The 16,556-nt window shown below is 72.8% G+C and carries 18 protein-coding genes; 8 read left to right on the plus strand and 10 right to left on the minus strand.

Annotated features, from left to right (window positions below):
- Positions 1–10 precede the first annotated feature (10 nt).
- Entirely contained in the window at positions 11–496 is a 486-nt protein-coding gene (locus tag V8690_RS09880; RefSeq protein ID WP_338777410.1) for a carboxymuconolactone decarboxylase family protein, read from the minus strand.
- Between the two features lie 47 nt (positions 497–543).
- Here V8690_RS09880 and V8690_RS09885 point away from each other — a divergent pair, with 47 nt between their 5' ends.
- Positions 544–1,953, plus strand: coding sequence for a PLP-dependent aminotransferase family protein (locus V8690_RS09885; RefSeq protein ID WP_338777412.1), 1,410 nt, complete (start codon positions 544–546; stop codon positions 1,951–1,953).
- Positions 1,954–1,976: 23 nt separating this feature from the next.
- Here V8690_RS09885 and V8690_RS09890 read toward each other — a convergent pair whose 3' ends face one another.
- The 3 genes from V8690_RS09890 to V8690_RS09900 all read right to left on the minus strand — a co-directional run bounded on the left by V8690_RS09890 (position 1,977) and on the right by V8690_RS09900 (position 4,003).
- Positions 1,977–2,789 carry an SAM-dependent methyltransferase gene (locus V8690_RS09890; RefSeq protein WP_338777414.1) on the minus strand — a complete coding sequence of 271 codons (813 nt, stop codon included), beginning with the start codon at positions 2,787–2,789 and terminating at the stop codon, positions 1,977–1,979.
- A gap of 98 nt (positions 2,790–2,887) precedes the next feature.
- The gene (locus V8690_RS09895) at positions 2,888–3,142 is read right to left on the minus strand and encodes a DUF397 domain-containing protein (protein WP_020277664.1); all 255 of its coding nucleotides are present in this window, start codon (positions 3,140–3,142) and stop codon (positions 2,888–2,890) included.
- On the minus strand, positions 3,143–4,003 hold the full coding sequence (locus tag V8690_RS09900) for a helix-turn-helix transcriptional regulator (RefSeq protein ID WP_338777423.1): 861 nt from the start codon (positions 4,001–4,003) through the stop codon (positions 3,143–3,145).
- A 246-nt stretch (positions 4,004–4,249) separates the two neighbouring features.
- Between V8690_RS09900 and V8690_RS09905 the strand changes: the two genes are divergently transcribed.
- From V8690_RS09905 to V8690_RS09915, 3 genes are all read left to right on the plus strand, one after another.
- On the plus strand, positions 4,250–4,912 hold the full coding sequence (locus V8690_RS09905) for an ATP-binding protein (protein WP_338777425.1): 663 nt from the start codon (positions 4,250–4,252) through the stop codon (positions 4,910–4,912).
- Entirely contained in the window at positions 4,909–5,343 is a 435-nt protein-coding gene (locus V8690_RS09910) for a hypothetical protein (protein ID WP_338777427.1), read from the plus strand. The genes V8690_RS09905 and V8690_RS09910 overlap by 4 nt, the downstream gene beginning before the upstream one ends.
- Before the next feature lie 318 nt (positions 5,344–5,661).
- Entirely contained in the window at positions 5,662–7,560 is a 1,899-nt protein-coding gene (locus tag V8690_RS09915; RefSeq protein ID WP_338785306.1) for an ABC transporter ATP-binding protein, read from the plus strand.
- Between the two features lie 24 nt (positions 7,561–7,584).
- Here the strand turns inward: V8690_RS09915 and V8690_RS09920 are convergent, their stop codons facing one another.
- The 3 genes from V8690_RS09920 to V8690_RS09930 form a co-directional block, all read right to left on the minus strand.
- Positions 7,585–7,767, minus strand: a complete 183-nt coding sequence (locus tag V8690_RS09920; protein WP_037674458.1) for a hypothetical protein — start codon at positions 7,765–7,767, stop codon at positions 7,585–7,587.
- Positions 7,768–7,922: 155 nt separating this feature from the next.
- Positions 7,923–8,612 (minus strand): DUF899 domain-containing protein, encoded by a 690-nt coding sequence (locus V8690_RS09925; RefSeq protein ID WP_338777434.1) that lies wholly within the window; start codon positions 8,610–8,612, stop codon positions 7,923–7,925.
- Positions 8,613–8,749: 137 nt separating this feature from the next.
- Complete coding sequence (locus tag V8690_RS09930) at positions 8,750–10,114, minus strand: amidohydrolase (RefSeq protein WP_338777436.1); 1,365 nt, start codon at positions 10,112–10,114, stop codon at positions 8,750–8,752.
- A gap of 134 nt (positions 10,115–10,248) precedes the next feature.
- Between V8690_RS09930 and V8690_RS09935 the strand changes: the two genes are divergently transcribed.
- Both V8690_RS09935 and V8690_RS09940 read left to right on the plus strand, forming a co-directional pair.
- The gene (locus V8690_RS09935; protein WP_338777438.1) at positions 10,249–11,196 is read left to right on the plus strand and encodes an endonuclease/exonuclease/phosphatase family protein; all 948 of its coding nucleotides are present in this window, start codon (positions 10,249–10,251) and stop codon (positions 11,194–11,196) included.
- Entirely contained in the window at positions 11,175–11,762 is a 588-nt protein-coding gene (locus tag V8690_RS09940; RefSeq protein ID WP_338777439.1) for a class I SAM-dependent methyltransferase, read from the plus strand. The genes V8690_RS09935 and V8690_RS09940 overlap by 22 nt, the downstream gene beginning before the upstream one ends.
- Here the strand turns inward: V8690_RS09940 and V8690_RS09945 are convergent.
- Positions 11,730–13,691, minus strand: a complete 1,962-nt coding sequence (locus V8690_RS09945; RefSeq protein ID WP_338777440.1) for an FUSC family protein — start codon at positions 13,689–13,691, stop codon at positions 11,730–11,732. The genes V8690_RS09940 and V8690_RS09945 overlap by 33 nt on opposite strands.
- 172 nt (positions 13,692–13,863) lie before the next feature.
- Positions 13,864–14,646, minus strand: coding sequence for a nucleotidyltransferase domain-containing protein (locus V8690_RS09950; RefSeq protein WP_338777442.1), 783 nt, complete (start codon positions 14,644–14,646; stop codon positions 13,864–13,866).
- Positions 14,647–14,793: 147 nt separating this feature from the next.
- On the opposite strand from V8690_RS09950, the gene V8690_RS09955 reads away from it, so the two are divergent.
- Positions 14,794–15,207 (plus strand): RidA family protein, encoded by a 414-nt coding sequence (locus V8690_RS09955; RefSeq protein ID WP_338777444.1) that lies wholly within the window; start codon positions 14,794–14,796, stop codon positions 15,205–15,207.
- A 17-nt stretch (positions 15,208–15,224) separates the two neighbouring features.
- Entirely contained in the window at positions 15,225–15,830 is a 606-nt protein-coding gene (locus V8690_RS09960; protein WP_338777445.1) for a gamma carbonic anhydrase family protein, read from the plus strand.
- Here the strand turns inward: V8690_RS09960 and V8690_RS09965 are convergent.
- Positions 15,825–16,553 carry an aspartate/glutamate racemase family protein gene (locus V8690_RS09965; RefSeq protein WP_338777446.1) on the minus strand — a complete coding sequence of 243 codons (729 nt, stop codon included), beginning with the start codon at positions 16,551–16,553 and terminating at the stop codon, positions 15,825–15,827. The two genes, V8690_RS09960 and V8690_RS09965, sit on opposite strands and share 6 nt — an antisense overlap.
- Positions 16,554–16,556: the final 3 nt, after the last annotated feature.

Here is a 16,556-nt window from a genome sequence, read left to right on the forward strand (position 1 = left end):
CGCCGGAGCGTCACCGCTCGTCCGTCCCCGCCACCTTCCCCGTCGACAGCGCCACCCGGTTCCAGGTGTTGATCGTGCAGATCAGGGCGAGGACCTGGGCCAGCTCCGGCTCGTCGAAGTGGGCCGCGGCCTGAGCGTAGACCTCGTCCGGGACACCCGCGTCGGCGACGAGCGTCATCGCCTCCGTGAGGGCGAGAACCGCCTGTTCCCGCTCGGTGAAGAAGTGCCGGGCCTCGCGCCACACGGCGACCATGTGCAGCCGGTCCTCGTTCTCTCCGGCCTTGCGGGCGTCGCTGGTGTGCATGTGCAGGCAGTAAGCGCAGTGGTTGAGGTGCGAGGCGCGGATCTGGATCAGTTCGACGAGGGCCGGGTCGAGGCCCTCGCGCGCGGCGGCGTCGAAGGCGACGAGGGCCCGGAAGGCCTTCGGGGCGGCCTTGGCGAACTCCAGCCGGGGCGCCTTCACCTGCGTGCTGTTCGTGCTCGTGTGCGTCATCATGTCCCTCAACCTACGATCCGGATAGACCCGCTGTAGGGTTCATTTCCATGGCGGCTTCGTGGGTCAATTCCGCGGAACGGATCGGGTCGGACCTGCATCTGGAGCTGACCGGGCCGGGCGGCCGGCGCGCGGCGCTGATCCGGGCCCTGCGGGAGGCCGTGCGCAGCGGGCGGCTCGCTCCGGGCACGCGGCTGCCGCCGTACCGCTCGCTCGCGGCCGATCTCGGCGTCGCCCGCAACACGGTGGCCGACGCGTACGCGGAACTCGTCGCGGAGGGCTGGCTCACCGCCCGTCAGGGCTCGGGCACCCGGGTCGCGGAGCGGGCCGAGCCGCTGCGGCCCGCCGCCCGCGTTCCCCGAAAGGCACCGCCACGCGCGCGTGGACCCCGGCACGACCTGACGCAGGGCACGCCGGACACCTCGGCGTTCCCGCGCACCGCGTGGCTCGCCTCCTACCGGAGGGCTCTCCAGCAGGCGCCCAACGAAGTGTTCGGCCCGGGTGACCCGGCCGGCCGGATCGAATTGCGGGAGGCGCTCACGGAGTACCTGGCACGCGCGCGTGGTGTGCGCACCGAGCCGGGCAGGATCGTGATCTGCTCCGGCTTCGCGCACGCGCTGCGGCTGCTGTTCGGAGGAGGCGTCCTGCACGGGCCCCTGGCGGTGGAGGCGTACGGGCTGGGATTCCACCGGGAGGTCCTCGCGGCGGCCGGTGTGCGGACCGTGCCGCTCCCCCTCGACGAACACGGCGCCCGGATCGACCGGTTGAGGCGCGAGCGGACCGTGCTGCTCACGCCGGCGCACCAGTTCCCGACCGGCGGCCCGCTGCACCCCGCGCGCCGGGCCGCCGTGATCGACTGGGCACGCGCGCGTGGCGGGCTGGTTCTGGAGGACGACTACGACGGGGAGTTCCGCTACGACCGCAAGCCGGTCGGCGCCGTCCAGGGCCTCGACCCCGAGCGCGTGATCCACATCGGCTCGGTCAGCAAGAGCCTGTCACCGGCGGTGCGGCTGGGCTGGATGGTGCTCCCGGAGCGGTACGTCGACGCCGTCCTGGCCGTCAAGGGGGACCGGGAGGCGTGGGCGAGCGTCCTCGACCAGCTGAGCCTCGCGGACTTCGTCGTCTCGGGGGCCTACGACCGTCACGTACGGCGTATGCGGCAGCGGTACCGCGACCGCCGGGACCGGCTCGTCGCGGCGCTCGCCGACCACGCGCCGCACATCGAGGCCACCGGCATCGCGGCCGGGCTGCACGCGGTGCTGCGGCTGCCGCCCGGCACCGAGACGTCCACGGTCAAGGCCGCCACCTGGCAGGGCATCGCCCTCGACGGCCTCGCCGCGTTCTGGCACCCGGACACGGACATGGCGGCGGGCGACGGCCTCGTCGTGGGATACGCGTCTCCCTCCGAGCATGCGTACGGGCCGGCCCTGGAGGCGCTGTGCCGTGCACTGCCGCCGTGACCGGCCCGTGGGCACTCGGCAGGCTACGGCCTGCGTCCCACCGCGCCGTACCCCGGAATCACCCCGTCGTCCTGCCCGGTTACGGGCTCGCCCAGTTCGGGGTGCCAGCGGTGGGGCACCTCGATGCCGGGCTCGACGAGGTCGAGGCCGTCGAAGAAGCCGGTGAACTCCTCGCGGGAGCGCAGGGCCAGGGTGACACCGGCGGCGCGGAGCTTCTCGGTGGCCGCCTTCGACTCCTCGGGCGTGAAGTCGGCCGTGGCGTGGGTGATGACCAGGTAGCTGCCGGAGGGCAGTTCGGCGAGCAGCCGGCGGACCAGGTCGTGCGCGCCGTCCTCGTCGGAGACGAAGTGCAGCAGCGCGATGAGCGACAGCGCGACGGGCCGGGTGAAGTCCAGCACCTTCCTCGCGCCCTCCAGGACGGCGTCCGGGTCGCGCACGTCGGCCTGGAGGTACTCGGTCGCCCCCTCATCCGTGCCGCGCAGCAGGGCCGCCGCGTGGGCCAGCACGATCGGGTCGTTGTCGCAGTAGACGACCCGGGCGTCCGGGGCGATCTCCTGGGCGACCTGGTGGAGGTTGGGCTCGGTGGGGATGCCGGTGCCGATGTCCAGGAACTGCCGTACGCCGTTCCCGGCCAGCCAGCGGGTGGCCCGGTGCATGAACGCGCGGTTGACCCGCGCCATGACCGGCACCCTCGGATCGAGGGTGAGCATCTGCCGGCCCATCTCCTCGTCGACCGGGTAGTTGTCCTTGCCGCCGAGGTACCAGTCGTACATCCGCGCGGGATGGGGTCTGGTCGTGTCGATCCCGACGGCCGACGTGGGGTCCTGCCCGGTCATGATGCGCTCCATGAGACACAAGGGGTGATCAATTCAGCACCAGCGTAAGGAAGTTGAGCCACAGATAGCGGCAGAAAGCTGCAGAGTGGGCCATCGCATCAGGACAGCAGGAAGTCCGCTTCCCCTGCCTTCGCCCCTTCGATGAAGGCCGTCATCTCGTCCGTGGTGTAGATCAGCGCCGGACCGTCCGGGTCGGTGGACTGCCGGACGGCGATCCGGCCGTCGGCGAGCTTCATCGCCTCCAGGCAGTTCCCGCCGTTCCCGCCGCTCCACGGCTTGTGCCAGCCTTCGCTGCCCAAGTCGCGCGCGGGCATGCCGTTGTAGACGTGTTTGCGCGGCTTGATGCGATCCATTCACAACTCCTTGCGGAGATCCCTGAGGATCTCCTTCGTGCGATGTACCGTAGCGGCCTGCGCCGCCATGCGGTCCATGACCTCGAGGTGGGTCGCCACCTCGGCGCGCGCGTCGAGGTAGACGGCGCCGGTCAGGTACTCGCTGTAGACCATGTCCGGCAGTTCGGGCATGGCGAATCGGAACAGCACGAACGGCCCGTACGTGCCCGGGTGCGGCCCACTGGCGAACGGGGCGACCTGCAACGTCACGTTGGGCAGCTTCGTGGCTGCGAGCAGCCTGTCGATCTGGGCACGCATCACCTCCGGGCCGCCGACCGGGCGCCGCAGCACGGTCTCGTCCATCACGACCCACAGCCGGGGCGCGTCCTTGCGGGTGAGCAGTTCCTGGCGCTGCATCCGCAGGGCGACATGGCGCTCGATGTCGTCGGGCCGGGTCTGTCCGATGGCGCCCGACCGGAGCACTCCGCGCGCATAGTCCTCGGTCTGCAACAGTCCGGGGACGAAATGGGGTTCGTAGCTGCGGATGACGCCGGCCGCACCCTCCAGGCTCACGTACATCGAGAACCAGCCGGGCAGGATGTCGTGGAAACGCTGCCACCAGCCGGGTTTGTTCGCTTCCTCGGCCAGCAGGACGAAGGCGTCGGCCTCCTCGTCGGAGATGCCGTAGGCCTTCAGGAGCAGTTGCAGATACGGGATTTTGAGCGCGACGTCGGCCACCTCCATACGGCGGACCGTGGCGGGGGCGACGCGGAGGATGCGGGCGGCCTCCTCGCGCTTCATCCCGGCGCGTTCCCGCAGGTCCAGCAGGCGCCGGCCGAGGACGACCTGGCCCACAGTCGGCGCGGACCGCGGTTCGCTCACGCTCCACCTCCACGAAGAGTTCTGACGAGCCGGCCACAAAAAGAACGCTGACAGCCCGGCGGCGCCATTCGAAGACCCTTCGAAGAGCCGACTGCCCGAACACACGTTCCGAACAGTTCTTCGACGATCCCAACTGGCGCCGCGCGAGGTGCTGTTGCGAGCAGTGTGCCACGGCCCTTCAGACCGTCACACAGCACTCTGCAATTTTCAGAGTGACACTTGCCAAGTGTTCACGGCGGGGCGATAGTGGCAAGCGTGATTCCGTCCGCGCCCTTAGGAACAGACGCCGCCGCAGGCCCCTACGGCCTGGGGGCCAGCTCGGAAACGAGCCCCGCCGGGGCCGCTGCCGAGCGCCGGTTCCGTTTCGAGCTGGCCGCACACCCGGGTTCTCCCGCACAGGCCAGACGCCTGACGCGGGCCCGGCTGACCGGCTGGTCGGTGTGCGAGGACACGTGCGACAGCGCGGCCCTGGTGGTTTCCGAGCTGGTCACCAACGCCCTCGTGCACACGGCGAGCACCCACATAGTGTGCGAGCTGCACGACGGCGACGACCTGGTGCGGATAGCCGTGCGTGACGAGGGCTGCGCCCCGGGCCAGCCCCACGCGGCCAGCCGCACCCGGCCCGAGGAGGAGCACGGGAGGGGACTGCTTCTCGTCGACGCCCTCTGCGACGCCTGGGGTGCCCATGAGCACGGCCCCGGGCTGCTGGTCTGGGCCGAGCTGCCGCGCACGGCGGACACCCCGCACGACCCGGCGGAGCCCCGGAACGACCTGGGCTGGGGCACCCGGCCGAAGCCGGGGCCGTCCGACGACCCGGGCGACGGGGACGAGGCCCACCGGGCGCGCCATGCGAAGGGCGCTCGAGAAGTCCCCTCTCAGGAGCGACGCCGAGAGCGGGGGCCGGCATGAGCCCCGCGCGCGGTGGCCGCGTCCTGAACCTGGACACCCTGGCCCGCATGAGGCGCGGGCTGCGGACGGCGGGCCCGGCTCTGCGGCTGCCCGTCCCCGACGGCATGACCGCCCCGCTCGGCTGCGACGCGGTCGCCGTACCCGCCCGTCTCGGCCGGCTGGTCATGCCCCGGCTGCCCCGCGTGGGCTGCGTCTATGCCGACGAGACGCACTGGTGGTGGCTGGTGCCGTCCGACTCCGACCACGCCCTGGAATGGCCCGCCCCGGCGCACTACGCCACCGGCGCGGTCGTCCCGGACGTCCCTGAGCTCCCCGAACTGATCCATCGCCCGGTCGGCACGCTGCCGTACACCCCGCCGATACCGCTGTACCTGGCCCTGTGCCGCGCGACGGGGACCGCTCCGGCCTGGTCGCGGCCGGTCAGCGCGTAGGGCTCGTCGAACACGGCTGACCCGAGGCGTGCGCCACCCCGCGGCTCCGCACCACCCCAGCTCCGCGCCACACCGCAACTCCGCACCACCCCGCGACTCCGCGCCGTCCCACGCCTCCCCCGGTCGGGTCGTGCGCCCGCGCGCCTCCGGCGCCCCGGGCTGCGCCCTGCCCCCGGCGGGCTCCGCCCCGCGATAGTGACCGTTCGTCCACGAGCGGGGCACGAACAGGGAGGTCGGTCGACGGTGGCGAAGAAGCGGACCGCACCGGAGGTGTCCGAGTCGGAGCGGCTGCTCTTCGGCGGACCGCTGCGCTACGACATGGGCTGGAACCAGCACGCCGACGCGTTCCTGGAGCTGAACTTCCGCGCCATGATCACCCGTCTGCCGTCCCTGCTGGCGTCCAGCCTCCGGCTCGCCCGGCAGGCCGACCGGGGCGCCGCGCGGGTCGTGCTGGCCGCCGAGGCGGGCCGGGGCGTGGCGCAGGCCGTGGCGCTGCTCGCGGTCAACAGCGTGCTGGCACGGCTGATGGGCGGCGGCCCGATCGAGGACCGGCTGCGCGGCGCCGTCCCCGCGCTGGTCACGGTGGCCGTCGTCATGCTGCTCGCGGCGCTGCTGCGGGCCGCGAGCACCTACGCCACCGGACGGCTGGAGCCCAAGGTGGAGCGGGTGGCGACCGAGCAGTACCTGGAGCGGGCCGCGGCCGTCGAACTGGCCGCGATCGAGGACCACGCCTTCCACAAGCTGCTCGACACCGCGCAGTACGGGGCCGCCTCCGCCCGCCGGATGATCATGTACGGGACGCGTGTGATCAACGCGATGATCTCGCTGGTCGCGGCGGCCGGTGTCCTGACCGTGCTGCACCCGGCGCTCCTGCCGCTGCTGGTGACGATGACGCTGCCGAGCGCCTGGAGCGCGCTGACCGTGGCCCGGCGGCGCTACGAGTCCTTCCACGCCTGGGTGCAGCACGCCCGTGCGGGCCGGCTGCTCGGCAATCTGCTGATCGAGCCCGAGGCGGCCCCCGAGATCCGGGTGCACGGGGTGGGCGCTTTCCTGCTGCGGCACTTCCGCGCGATGTCGGAGACTGCAGAGGCCGAGCAGGCCCGACTGGCCCGGCTCGCCGCCCGCACCGGCCTGATCGCGGCGGCGTGGACGGGCCTGGCGACGGTGGCGACGTACGCGACGCTCGGCGGGCTGCTGCTGGCGGGCGCGATGGCCCTGTCGGTGGCGGGTACGGCCGTGATCGCGATCCGGACCGGTTCGCAGAGCCTCGACACGCTCGTCGTGGAGGTCAACGCGCTGCACGAGGAGGCCCTCTTCGTCGGCGACCTGCAACGGCTGTACACGGAGGCGGCACAGCGGGCCATCCCGGAGGGCGGCCGGCCGCTGCCGGAGAACCCGCGCGAGATCCGCTTTGAGAACGTCACGTTCCGTTACCCGGGCGACTCCGCCCGCCCCGCCCTCGACGACGTGTCGCTCGCCCTCCCGCTGGGCCGGATCGTGGCGCTGGTCGGCGAGAACGGGTCCGGCAAGACGACCCTGGTCAAGCTGCTCGCGGGGCTCTACACGCCGGAGAAGGGGCGGATCCTGTGGGACGGCGTGGACGCGGCGACAGCCGACCGGCACCGGCTGGCCGAGCGGATCGCGATGGTGGCGCAGGACTTCAAGCGGTGGCCGTTCACGGCCCGGGTGAACGTCGCCCTGGGGCGCACATCGGCGCCGGTGTGCGAGCAGCGGCTGGCCGCGTCGATCGCCGAGGCCGGGGCGGAGACGGTGATCGCGGACCTGCCGCGCGGGCTGGACACGCTGCTCGCCCGCAACTTCAGCGGCGGGCACGAACTGTCAGGCGGCCAGTGGCAGCGGCTGGGCATCGCCCGGGCGGCCTACCGCAGGGGCCGCATCCTGATCGTGGACGAGCCGACGGCGGCCCTGGACGCCCGGGCCGAGCTGGAGGTCTTCGAGCGGATCCGCGCCCTGGCCGACAGCGGCCAGACGGTCGTACTGATCACGCACCGGCTGGCGTCCGTACGCCACGCGGATGTGGTGCACGTCCTGGACCAGGGCCGGCTTGTGGAGTCCGGGACTCCGGACGAGCTGCTGGCGACCGGCGGGCTCTACGCCGAGCTGTACGCCCTCCAGGCGGAACAGTTCGCCACGTCACCCACCACGGTCCAGCCGGTCGCGCCGGTCCCGAAGGTGCCGGCGCCGAAGGCGGGCTGAGCCACGCCCGACTCGGGACACGCGTCAGGCCGCGGCGTCGGCACCGTCCCCGCTGCGCACGATCACCAGGAACATGTCCGTGGCGAGGTCCATGACGACCTCGGCAGGCAGGCCCTCCAGACGCCGCGCCTGCGCGAACTCCTCCGCCGGCCAGGAGCCACGCGGCCCACCGGCGGGAAAGCTCTCGAGCACCGTTCGCCCGTTCACCCTGCACCTCCATGTCGCGCTCTACTCGTAGAGTTAAACGCCAACCATGGGGTGAACGGCTCGCGAAGTGACGGTTCTGAGACGTAGTTGACACTCGTTCACCGCCGAGTGTGACAAACCTCTCAGCCCTTTGGTCTATCTTTTCACTTTCCGTATCAGTCGCCGTACTCATCGTGATAGCGGATGGGCCCACTTTCCGCAGGCGCCCCAAGAGCCGAGGCGCGCCCCTTGGGCTCCTCCCACTCCTCCTGCCGGCCCAGTGCCGTGAGGTCCAGCAGGCTGGTGGTCGAGCCGAGGCCGTCGAGGCCACGCCCGTACGTCGAGTAGGTGTGGAAGACCCGGTCGCGGTCCCGCAGGAAGCAGCTGAGGCCGGGGCGCTCGACGAGCTCGCCCTCGCGTTCGAGGGTCACCTCGAAGTCGTGGTTGAAGCCGCTGCCATACGACGAGCACCAGGGCACTGTCCAGCCCATTCGCGCCTTGAACGGCAGAATCTTCGGATACGGCGCCCGGGACACGGCCGCGAACGACGTGTCGCGGGCCTTGAGATGGGCGAGATGCCCTATTTGATCCAGGAAGCCGGAGCAGCTGCGACAGCCGGCGTCCCACTCGGGCGCGAACATGAAGTGGTAGACGACGAGCTGGTGCCGGCCCTCGAACAGGTCGAGCAGGGTGGCCTTGCCGTCCCCGCCCTCGAACACGTACTCCTCGTCGACCTCCACCATGGGCAGTCCGCGCCGCTCGGCGTTGAGCGCGTCCCGCGCGCGGGTGGCCGCCTTCTCCTTGACCAGCAGTTCCGCGCGCGCCGCACGCCACTGCTCGCGCGAGACGATCTCCGGAAGCGACATGGGCCCTCCTGTGGCAACGGTCCGTCCGGGGTGGTGACCGACGGTAGGGGCGGAACTCATCGCTGCCCGGGGGCAAAATCTCGGAGAGCCCCTACGAAATCGCAGAGCTCCGGAATCTCGGAGAGCCCCTCCGGATGTCAGGTGTCGTAGTCCTGGATGCGCCGACCGTGGCTGCGGTCGACGAGGGCGGGCAGGCGCTCCTCCAGTTCCCTTACCACCGCCGGCACGTCGATCGTCAGCAGCGTCCGGTCGCGCATCAGGATCCGTCCGTCGACGATCGTGGTGCGGACGTCGGCGGAGCGGGCGCTGTGCACGAGGGTGGCGGCGAGGTCGTGGACGGGCTGGGTGTGCGGTCCGGTCAGGTCGACCAGGACGATGTCCGCCCGGCGCCCCGGCGCGATGCTGCCGACGCTGTCCTCCAGTCCCACGGCACGGGCGCTCTGGAGGGTGGCGTGGTGCAGGGCCTGGCGGGAGGTCAGCCAGCGGGGGTCGCCCTCGGAGGACTTCTGGACCAGGGAGGTGAGGGCCATCGCCTCCCACACGTCGAGGGTGTTGTTTGAGGCGGCGCCGTCGGTGGCGAGCCCGACGTCGACGCCGATGTCGCGCAGGGCGCGGACCGGTGTGGTGTCGGGCCAGGCGAATTTGAGGTAGCCGCGGGGCGCGGTGGCGACGGCCGTACGACCGGCCGCCCGCTCCAGGACGGGCAGGTCGCGGTCGGCGATGCCGGTGCCGTGGGCGAGGAGGACGTCCGTGTCGAGGACGCCGGTGCGTTCCAGTACCTCGATCGGGGTGACGCCGTGGCGGGCGAGGCTGGTCTCGGTCTGGTCGCGGTTCTCGGCGGCGTGGAGGTGCAGGGGCAGGCCGTGTTCGCCGGCGAGCCGGGCGATGGCGGCGAGGTCGGCGTCGTCCACCGTGTACGGGGAGTGCGGGGCGAGGGCCGTGGTGATGCGGCCGCCGGCGGAGCCGCGGTGCCGGAGCGCGAACTCCAGTGACCGCTCCTGGCCTTCGGGGCCTAGTGAGGAGAAGTAGGCCTCCCCCAGCAGCGCCCGCATGCCGCATTCCGCGACCACTCGCGCCACCGCGTCCATCGCGAAGTAGTGGTCGGCGAAGCAGGTGACGCCGGCGCGGATCATCTCGGCGCAGGCGAGCCGCGCCCCCAACTCGACGTCCCTTTGCGTGAGGTTGGACTCCACGGGCCAGACGACGTCGTTGAACCACTCCTGCGTGGGCAGGTCCTCGGCGAGGCCGCGCAGCGCGACCATCGGCGCGTGCGTGTGACAGTTGATCAGACCGGGCAGGGCGACCTGGCCCCTGGCGTCGATGCGCTCGGCCGCGGGCAGGTCCGCAGCCGCCGCGGTGGTCGTGACCGCCTGGACGATCCCGTTCCGTACGACGATCGCGGCGTCCTCCTCGAACCCGACGCGCTCTTGATCGTCGTGCACGAGGACCGTACATGCGCTGATGATGAGCTCGGCGGGACTGTCCGCGGCAGAAGGCGTCATCGCGCCAACGTACGACGAGGTCGTAGGGCGGCATGAGCCGAACCGCACATCCCGTCGCGGCACTGTCGCGGGGCGGGCCGGGCGAGCACCCTGGCCTCACCACCCCGTCTGTCGGCTGTTGAAAGAGGCCCGGCATGCTCCTCGGCACCTGGAACCTGGAGAACCTCTACCGGCCCGGCGGCCCGTACGGCCCGAAGGACGAGGCCGCGTACGGGGCGAAGCTCGCCGTGCTCGCCGCCGTGATCACGGAACTCGGCCCGGCCCTGCTCGGCGTGCAGGAGGTCGGAGACCCCGAGGCCCTGAAGGACCTGGCCGGGATGCTCGACGACGACTGGCATCTCGCCCTGTCCGAGCACGCGGACAGCCGGGGCATACGGGTCGGGTTCCTGAGCCGTACGGCCATGACGGTGCTGGCCGACACCACGGCGTTCCCGGCGGAGCTGCGTCCCGTGCAGACGGACGACTCGGGGGTGACGGTGGCGCGGGCGGGTCGGGGCTTTCTCGCCGTGGAGGTCGGGGACGAGCCGCTGCGGGTGGCCGTCTGTCACCTGAAGTCCAAGCTGCTGTCGTACCCGAACGGCCGGTTCCAGCCGCGCGACGAGGGCGAACGCGCCCGGTACGGCGCCTACGCCCTGTACCGGCGGGCCGCCGAGGCGACGGCCCTGCGCGCCCTCGCGGACGAGCTGCTGGACGGCGACGGGCAGGGCAGGGACGTGGCCGTACTGGGGGACCTCAACGACGAGGTGCAGGCCGCGACCACACAGATCCTGCTCGGCCCGCCCGGCTCGGAGATCGGCACGCCGGGGTACGAGAAGGCCGACCGGGGCGATGCGACCCGGCTGTGGGACGTGGCCCCGCTCATCCCGCCAGGACAGCGCTACTCCCGTGTCAACTCCGGGCGGCGCGAGCTGATCGACCATGTGCTGGTGAGCCACCGCCTGGTGCACCGGGTGACGGCGGCGGGCACGGGCCTGCCCGGCGAGGGACCACCCGCCCTGCCGTCGGTCGGCCCCGACCCGGCGGAGCGGCGGGGCGCGCCCGGGTCGGACCACGCGCCGGTGTGGATACGGGTCGGGGGCTGAGCACGATCGACGCCCCGGAGCGCCTGACCTGGGCGGTGCAGCTTCTCGACCCGGCACACGACGACCGGGTGCTGGAGATCGGCTGCGGACCAGGGGTCGCCGTCGCGCTGATCCACGACCGCCTCGTCACGGGCACCGTCACCGGCATCGACCGCTCCGCCAAGGCCGTCGAGGCGGCACGCCGCCGCAACAGCGGCGCGCTCGCCACCGGAAGGGCCGCCTTCCACGCCCTGTCGCTGGAGGACGCCGACTTCGCCGCCCGGTCCTTCGACAGGATCCTGGCCGTCAATGTGAACCTCTTCTGGACCCGCGCGGTGGACCGGGAACTGACCGCGGTGAGGCATTGGCTGACGCCGGGAGGCCTGCTGTGCCTGTGCTGGGAACCGCCGGACGGGAAGCGGGCCGGGGAGATCGCCGCGAAGGTGGAGCCGGCGGTCGCGGGGCACGGGTTCGCCACCGAGGTGCGCCGGGCGGCGACCGCGCGGGGTGCCGGACTGGTGGGGGTGTTGGGCACGGCGGTCGTGCCGGGGCGGTTATCCGGCGAGGGGCGTCCGGGGAGGTCGTAGCCCCACCCGCTCGGCCGGCCGGGCGAGTTCGTCGAGGAGGGCGGTGAGGCGCTCGGTGTGCTCGGGGCCGAGCCTTCCCGTGTCGTCGAGGTGGACGGCGCAGGCTGTGGTGGTGTCGACGAGGCGTTCGAGGAGGTCGGCCACCTCGTCGGCGCCCTCGGTGTGCCGGGCGAGGGCGGGCAGTTCGTGCGCGGACAGGGAGATGGCCGTCCGGGCCTCGGCGAGGGTGCGGTAGGCCTCGCGGCGCAGGGTCCAGCGGGTTGCGCGGTGGTCGGAGGGTGTGACGCGGTGGTCGGTCGGGGTGAGGGGGCGCTCGGAGGGCGTGCCGGGGCGCTTGGAGGGCGTGCTCGAGGTGCCGATGCGCGGGACGTCGGCCTCGTCGAGGACGTGGGTGAGGTAGGCGTACGCGGCCTCGCTCGCCGCGGCGAGCCGGGCGCGCACTCCCCCGCCCCGCTGTCCGGGCATCGGCAGGTGCCCGACGATCAGCACGATCGCGCAGGCCAGCAGCGTCTCGCCGATCCGTCCCATGGAGGCCTGCGGCTCGCCGCCGACCATGACCAGGGCGAGGACGAGGACGGTGACGACGGCGGTCTGGGCGGCGAAGTGCCGGGTGGCGACGGGTATGAGCGCTCCGCTGAGGGCGACGAGCGCGATGAGCCCTTCGGGCCGGGGCAGGACGGCGGCGAATCCGGCGAAGACGACGGCGCCGAGCACGGTCCCGGCGGCCCGGTTCAGTACCCGCGAGGCCAGCGGTCCCAGGTCGGGCTTGACGAGGAAGACGGCGGTGGCCGGCAGCCAGTACCAGTGCTCGTGCTGCCCGTACCACTGGCCCTGGTGCAGGGCCTGGGCGGCCGCCGAGCTGGCACCGAAGCAGAGGGCGACACGCAGTCCGTACTCGCGTCCGGCGCTGCCGAAGGCGGCACGCAGCCGGTCCTTTGGCGTACGGCGCCGGGTGTGCAGATCGCCGCCCCTGCCCTGGTCGAACACCTCGGCGGCGTGCAGGAGGGCGTCGTCGAGGGCGCGCAGCGCGGGCGCCGAGCGGGAGGGTGCGGGCAGCGGCCCGGTGTGGGAGTTGCCGCGTACGGCGGCGGCGAGCCGCCGGGGTCCTTCGGAGGCCCGCTCGGCCACGGCCTCTCCGGCCCAGGCCAACGCGGTGGCGGCCTCGGCGAGGGGGAGGGCGGCGGCGTACTGCGCGTGCAGCCGCCGCTCGGCGAAGGAGGAGGCGTACCGTCGCAGCCGGGGCCCGGCGAGGGCGTCCTGCGCGTGGTCGAGGGCGGCGGTGAGCGCGGCCCGGCGGCGGATCGCGTCGGGCCCGCCGACGGCGTCGAGCAGCTCGGCGACGGCGTCGTACACGCCGGCCACGGCCTTCCGCTCCCCGTCGAACCGGAAGTCCCCGGCGAGGGAGCCGGGCGTGGGCAGCACGAGCCGGAGCACGAGCAGCCACCCGGCGCCCGCGACGTAGGCGAGCGCACGCTCCCACCCCGGCTCCGGCAGGGGCATCCCGGCCCCGATCGCCGAGGCGACGAGCAGCTGCGTCCCGACGGCGGACGCGACGGGCCCGATCGCACTGACGCTCCCGGCGACGAGCCCGACGAACGTGAGGATCACGGTCAGCACCACCGCGCCGGTCTGCTGCCCGGCGTACGTCCCGGTCACCAGCCCCAGGGCACCGCCCAGCGCGGGCACCCCGATCCGCTTGACCGAGACCCGCCGGCTGCCGGGCCGGTCGTTGATCCCGGCGAGCATGGCGGCGATGGCGGCGACGACCCCGAGCGAGGTCCGCCCGACCTGCACGGCCACCAGCAGCAGCGGCCCCGCGGACAGAGCCCCCCGCGTCACCGCGCTCCAGGGCACCGGCCCCCGCTGAGCGCGCAGGGCGTGCGCCAGCCAGGGCGGCAACTTGGGAAGGACACGGCGGGACCGGGACACAGGGCTCCTGTCGACTCGTCGAGGGCAGGGGTGGGCCTTCGGGCGACGGTGGCCGGGCGGGGGTGTGGCTGCCCACAGTAGGCGGGGTTCCTGGAGGGAAGGTTTCCGGAACGTGACGGGGTCACGGGAAAGCCGGGTTCTTTATGAACGCAATCGGCGACGGCCGTACCGGTCAGCCCTCCGCTGCCTCCACGGCCCGGTTCAGGAGCGTCTCCACGTCGGTGATCCTCTGCTCGAGCTCGTCCGGAGCGCCGGTGAGGGTGCCCAGGATCGCGTCCACATCCCGCAGACCCGCCCGGGCGACGAGGCCCTTCTCGTTCGTGACCCACTCCCCCCGCGCCGCCAGCACCGCGTGCGCCGTCTGCGTCGCAGCCAGAGCGATCGCGCCCGCGGTTTGCGTGACCGCGCCCTTGGGCGCGTGGCCCGCCTTCGCGTACGCGAGGGTCGCCGTGGCCATGCCGTGCCAGTGGGCCGGGGCACTCTCGCGCAGCGCCGGCGGGTAGGCCGCGGGACGCGGCAGTTCGCCCCGCAGCACCTTGTTGATCGCGAGTTCGGCGACGAGCAGGTACGTCGGGATACCCGCCAGGTGGAACATCAGCGGCTCGACCCGGAAGCGGCCCTGCTCCGCCTCCGCCACCTCGTGTGCGACGACGTCGAGATCGCGGTAGTGCACGTCCACGCGCCGGCCGTCGACGGTCAGCCAGGCGCCGCCGTTGAAGACGCCGCCGCCCCACGCGCCGAGCTCGGAGACCTCGCCCTCCCAGCCGACAGCCCGGAGGTCGTCCGGGTCGAAGTCGCCTCGGTAGTAGATCGCCAGGTCCCAGTCGCTGTCCGGGCGTTCGGTGCCCTGGGCCCGGGAGCCGCCGAGGGTGACGGCCCGGACGGTGGGGAGGGCGGCGAGGCGGTCGGCGGTGGTGTCGAGGAAGGTCTGGTCCGGGAGGGTGGGCACGGGCACGGCTCCTGGGCGGGCGGGTGGCGGGGTCTGGTGAAGCGTAGAAGGACGGCTCGGTCGAGGTGTACCGAAATACGGGTGCGTCCACGCACCCGGGGGCCGGATGATCGGTGGGTTGCCGTCGGCTGCCGCCCGTAGATCGGAGCCCCCGTGATCCAGCGAGTCACTGTCCCGAGCCTGTTTCCGCCGCCCACTTACTCCCACGCCTCCGTCGTGGAGGTGGGCACGAAACTCGCGTTCCTCGCCGGGTCCGTTCCGCTGGACGCCGATGGCGAGCTCGTCGGTCCCGGAGATCCGATGCGGCAGGCCGAGCGGGTGATCGACAACCTGCACGAGCAACTGCGCGCCCTCGGCAGCGACCTGGCGCACGTCGTGGCGACCGACGTGTACGTCGTAGGCAGTGAGCCGGCCGTGCTGTCGGCCGTCTGGGACATCGTCGAGGCGTCCGGGCTCAGTGCGGGTCCGCACTCGTCGACGCTCATCGGCGTGGCGTGCCTCGGATACACGGGACAGCTGGTGGAGATTACGGCGACAGCCGTGGTTCCCGGCGAGCCGCCGGCCTGAGGCCTGAGGAGAGCGCCATGTTGATCGAGCACCGCGGGCGGCGCCCCGTCGTCCCCGAGTCCGCGTACGTCGCCCCGACGGCCGTCCTGTGCGGGGCCGTCGTCCTCGGTGAGCGCAGCCGGGTGCTGCACGGGGCCGTGCTCACCGCCGAGGACGGGGAGGTGCGGGTGGGCTCGGACGTCGTCGTCATGGAGAACGCGCTGGTGCGGGGGCGGGCCCGGCACCCCGCGGTGATCGGTGACGCCGTGCTGGTCGGCCCGCACGCCCATGTCAACGGGGCGACCCTGGAGGACGAGGTCTTCGTGGCCACCGGCGCCTGCGTCTTCCCGGGCGCCGTCGCGAGCGCCGGATCCGAGCTGCGGATCCACAGCGTGCTGCACGTCAACTCCGTGCTGCCGCCCGGCACCGTCCTGCCGATCGGCTGGATCGCGGCGGGAGCGCCCCGGGCCCGGCTCTTCGCCCCCGGCGAGCACGACGAGCTGTGGCAGGTGCAGGAGGCGCTGGACTTCCCCGGCACGGTGTACGGCATCCCGCGCGGCACCTCGATGCGGGAGGTGATGGCCCGGCAGGTGCGGTTCTACGGGGCCCATCGCGACGACGTCACGCTCGACGGCCCGTCATGAGCCAGTGCCGTTCGGGCGTCCCCACACCCTCCGCTTCGCCAGCGGCTCGGCGTAACTCCCCACCCTGCTCGTCGTCAGCCCCAGCGCCACCAGCGACTCCGCCAGTTTCACCGCCGCGGCGACCCCGTCCACGACCGGCAGGCCCAGCTTCTCCCCCACCACCCGCTGCAACCCCGTCATGCCGGCGCAGCCCAGCACCAGTACCTCGGCCCCGGCCGCGCACGCCCGCTCGGCGGCGGCCAGGAACGCCGTCTCGGTGCGCTCGTCGTCGCCGAGGTCGAGCACGTTCAGGCCCGTGCCGACGATCGCGGCGCAGTTCCGGGCCACGCCCGCCGTCTCCAAACTGTCCTCGATCTGGCCGACCGACCTCTCCAGCGTGGTGACGACGCCGTAGCGGCGGCCCAGCAGACAGGCCAGATGTGCCGCCGCCTCGGTGATGTCGACGACCGGTACGTCCACCAGTTCCCGGACGCCCTCGCGCCCGTGCTCCCCGAAGCCGGCGATGACGACGGCGTCGTACGGCGGTCCGTCGTACGTGCGCAGAGTGTCCAGGACGGCCGCGGCGGACAGGTAGCTGTCGAGCCAGCCCTCCGCCGACTCCGGCCCCCAGCTGGGGGTCAGTCCGGTCACGGTGGTGCCCGAACCTGCGGAGGCCCGGGCACCTCGTACGATCTCCTCGGTCATCTCCTGCGTGGTGTTGCAGTTGGTGACGACGATCCGCACGTC

The sequence above is a fragment of the Streptomyces sp. DG1A-41 genome (assembly GCF_037055355.1).
GTDB lineage: Bacteria > Actinomycetota > Actinomycetes > Streptomycetales > Streptomycetaceae > Streptomyces.

Coding starts and splice junctions, on each gene's coding strand:
- V8690_RS09880 (WP_338777410.1), bottom strand. CDS start 496: ATGATGACGCACACGAGCACGAACAGCACGCAGGTGAAGGCGCCCCGG.
- V8690_RS09885 (WP_338777412.1), top strand. CDS start 544: ATGGCGGCTTCGTGGGTCAATTCCGCGGAACGGATCGGGTCGGACCTG.
- V8690_RS09890 (WP_338777414.1), bottom strand. CDS start 2,789: ATGACCGGGCAGGACCCCACGTCGGCCGTCGGGATCGACACGACCAGA.
- V8690_RS09895 (WP_020277664.1), bottom strand. CDS start 3,142: ATGGATCGCATCAAGCCGCGCAAACACGTCTACAACGGCATGCCCGCG.
- V8690_RS09910 (WP_338777427.1), top strand. CDS start 4,909: ATGAGCCCCGCGCGCGGTGGCCGCGTCCTGAACCTGGACACCCTGGCC.
- V8690_RS09915 (WP_338785306.1), top strand. CDS start 5,662: ATGGGCTGGAACCAGCACGCCGACGCGTTCCTGGAGCTGAACTTCCGC.
- V8690_RS09925 (WP_338777434.1), bottom strand. CDS start 8,612: ATGTCGCTTCCGGAGATCGTCTCGCGCGAGCAGTGGCGTGCGGCGCGC.
- V8690_RS09930 (WP_338777436.1), bottom strand. CDS start 10,114: ATGACGCCTTCTGCCGCGGACAGTCCCGCCGAGCTCATCATCAGCGCA.
- V8690_RS09935 (WP_338777438.1), top strand. CDS start 10,249: ATGCTCCTCGGCACCTGGAACCTGGAGAACCTCTACCGGCCCGGCGGC.
- V8690_RS09960 (WP_338777445.1), top strand. CDS start 15,225: ATGTTGATCGAGCACCGCGGGCGGCGCCCCGTCGTCCCCGAGTCCGCG.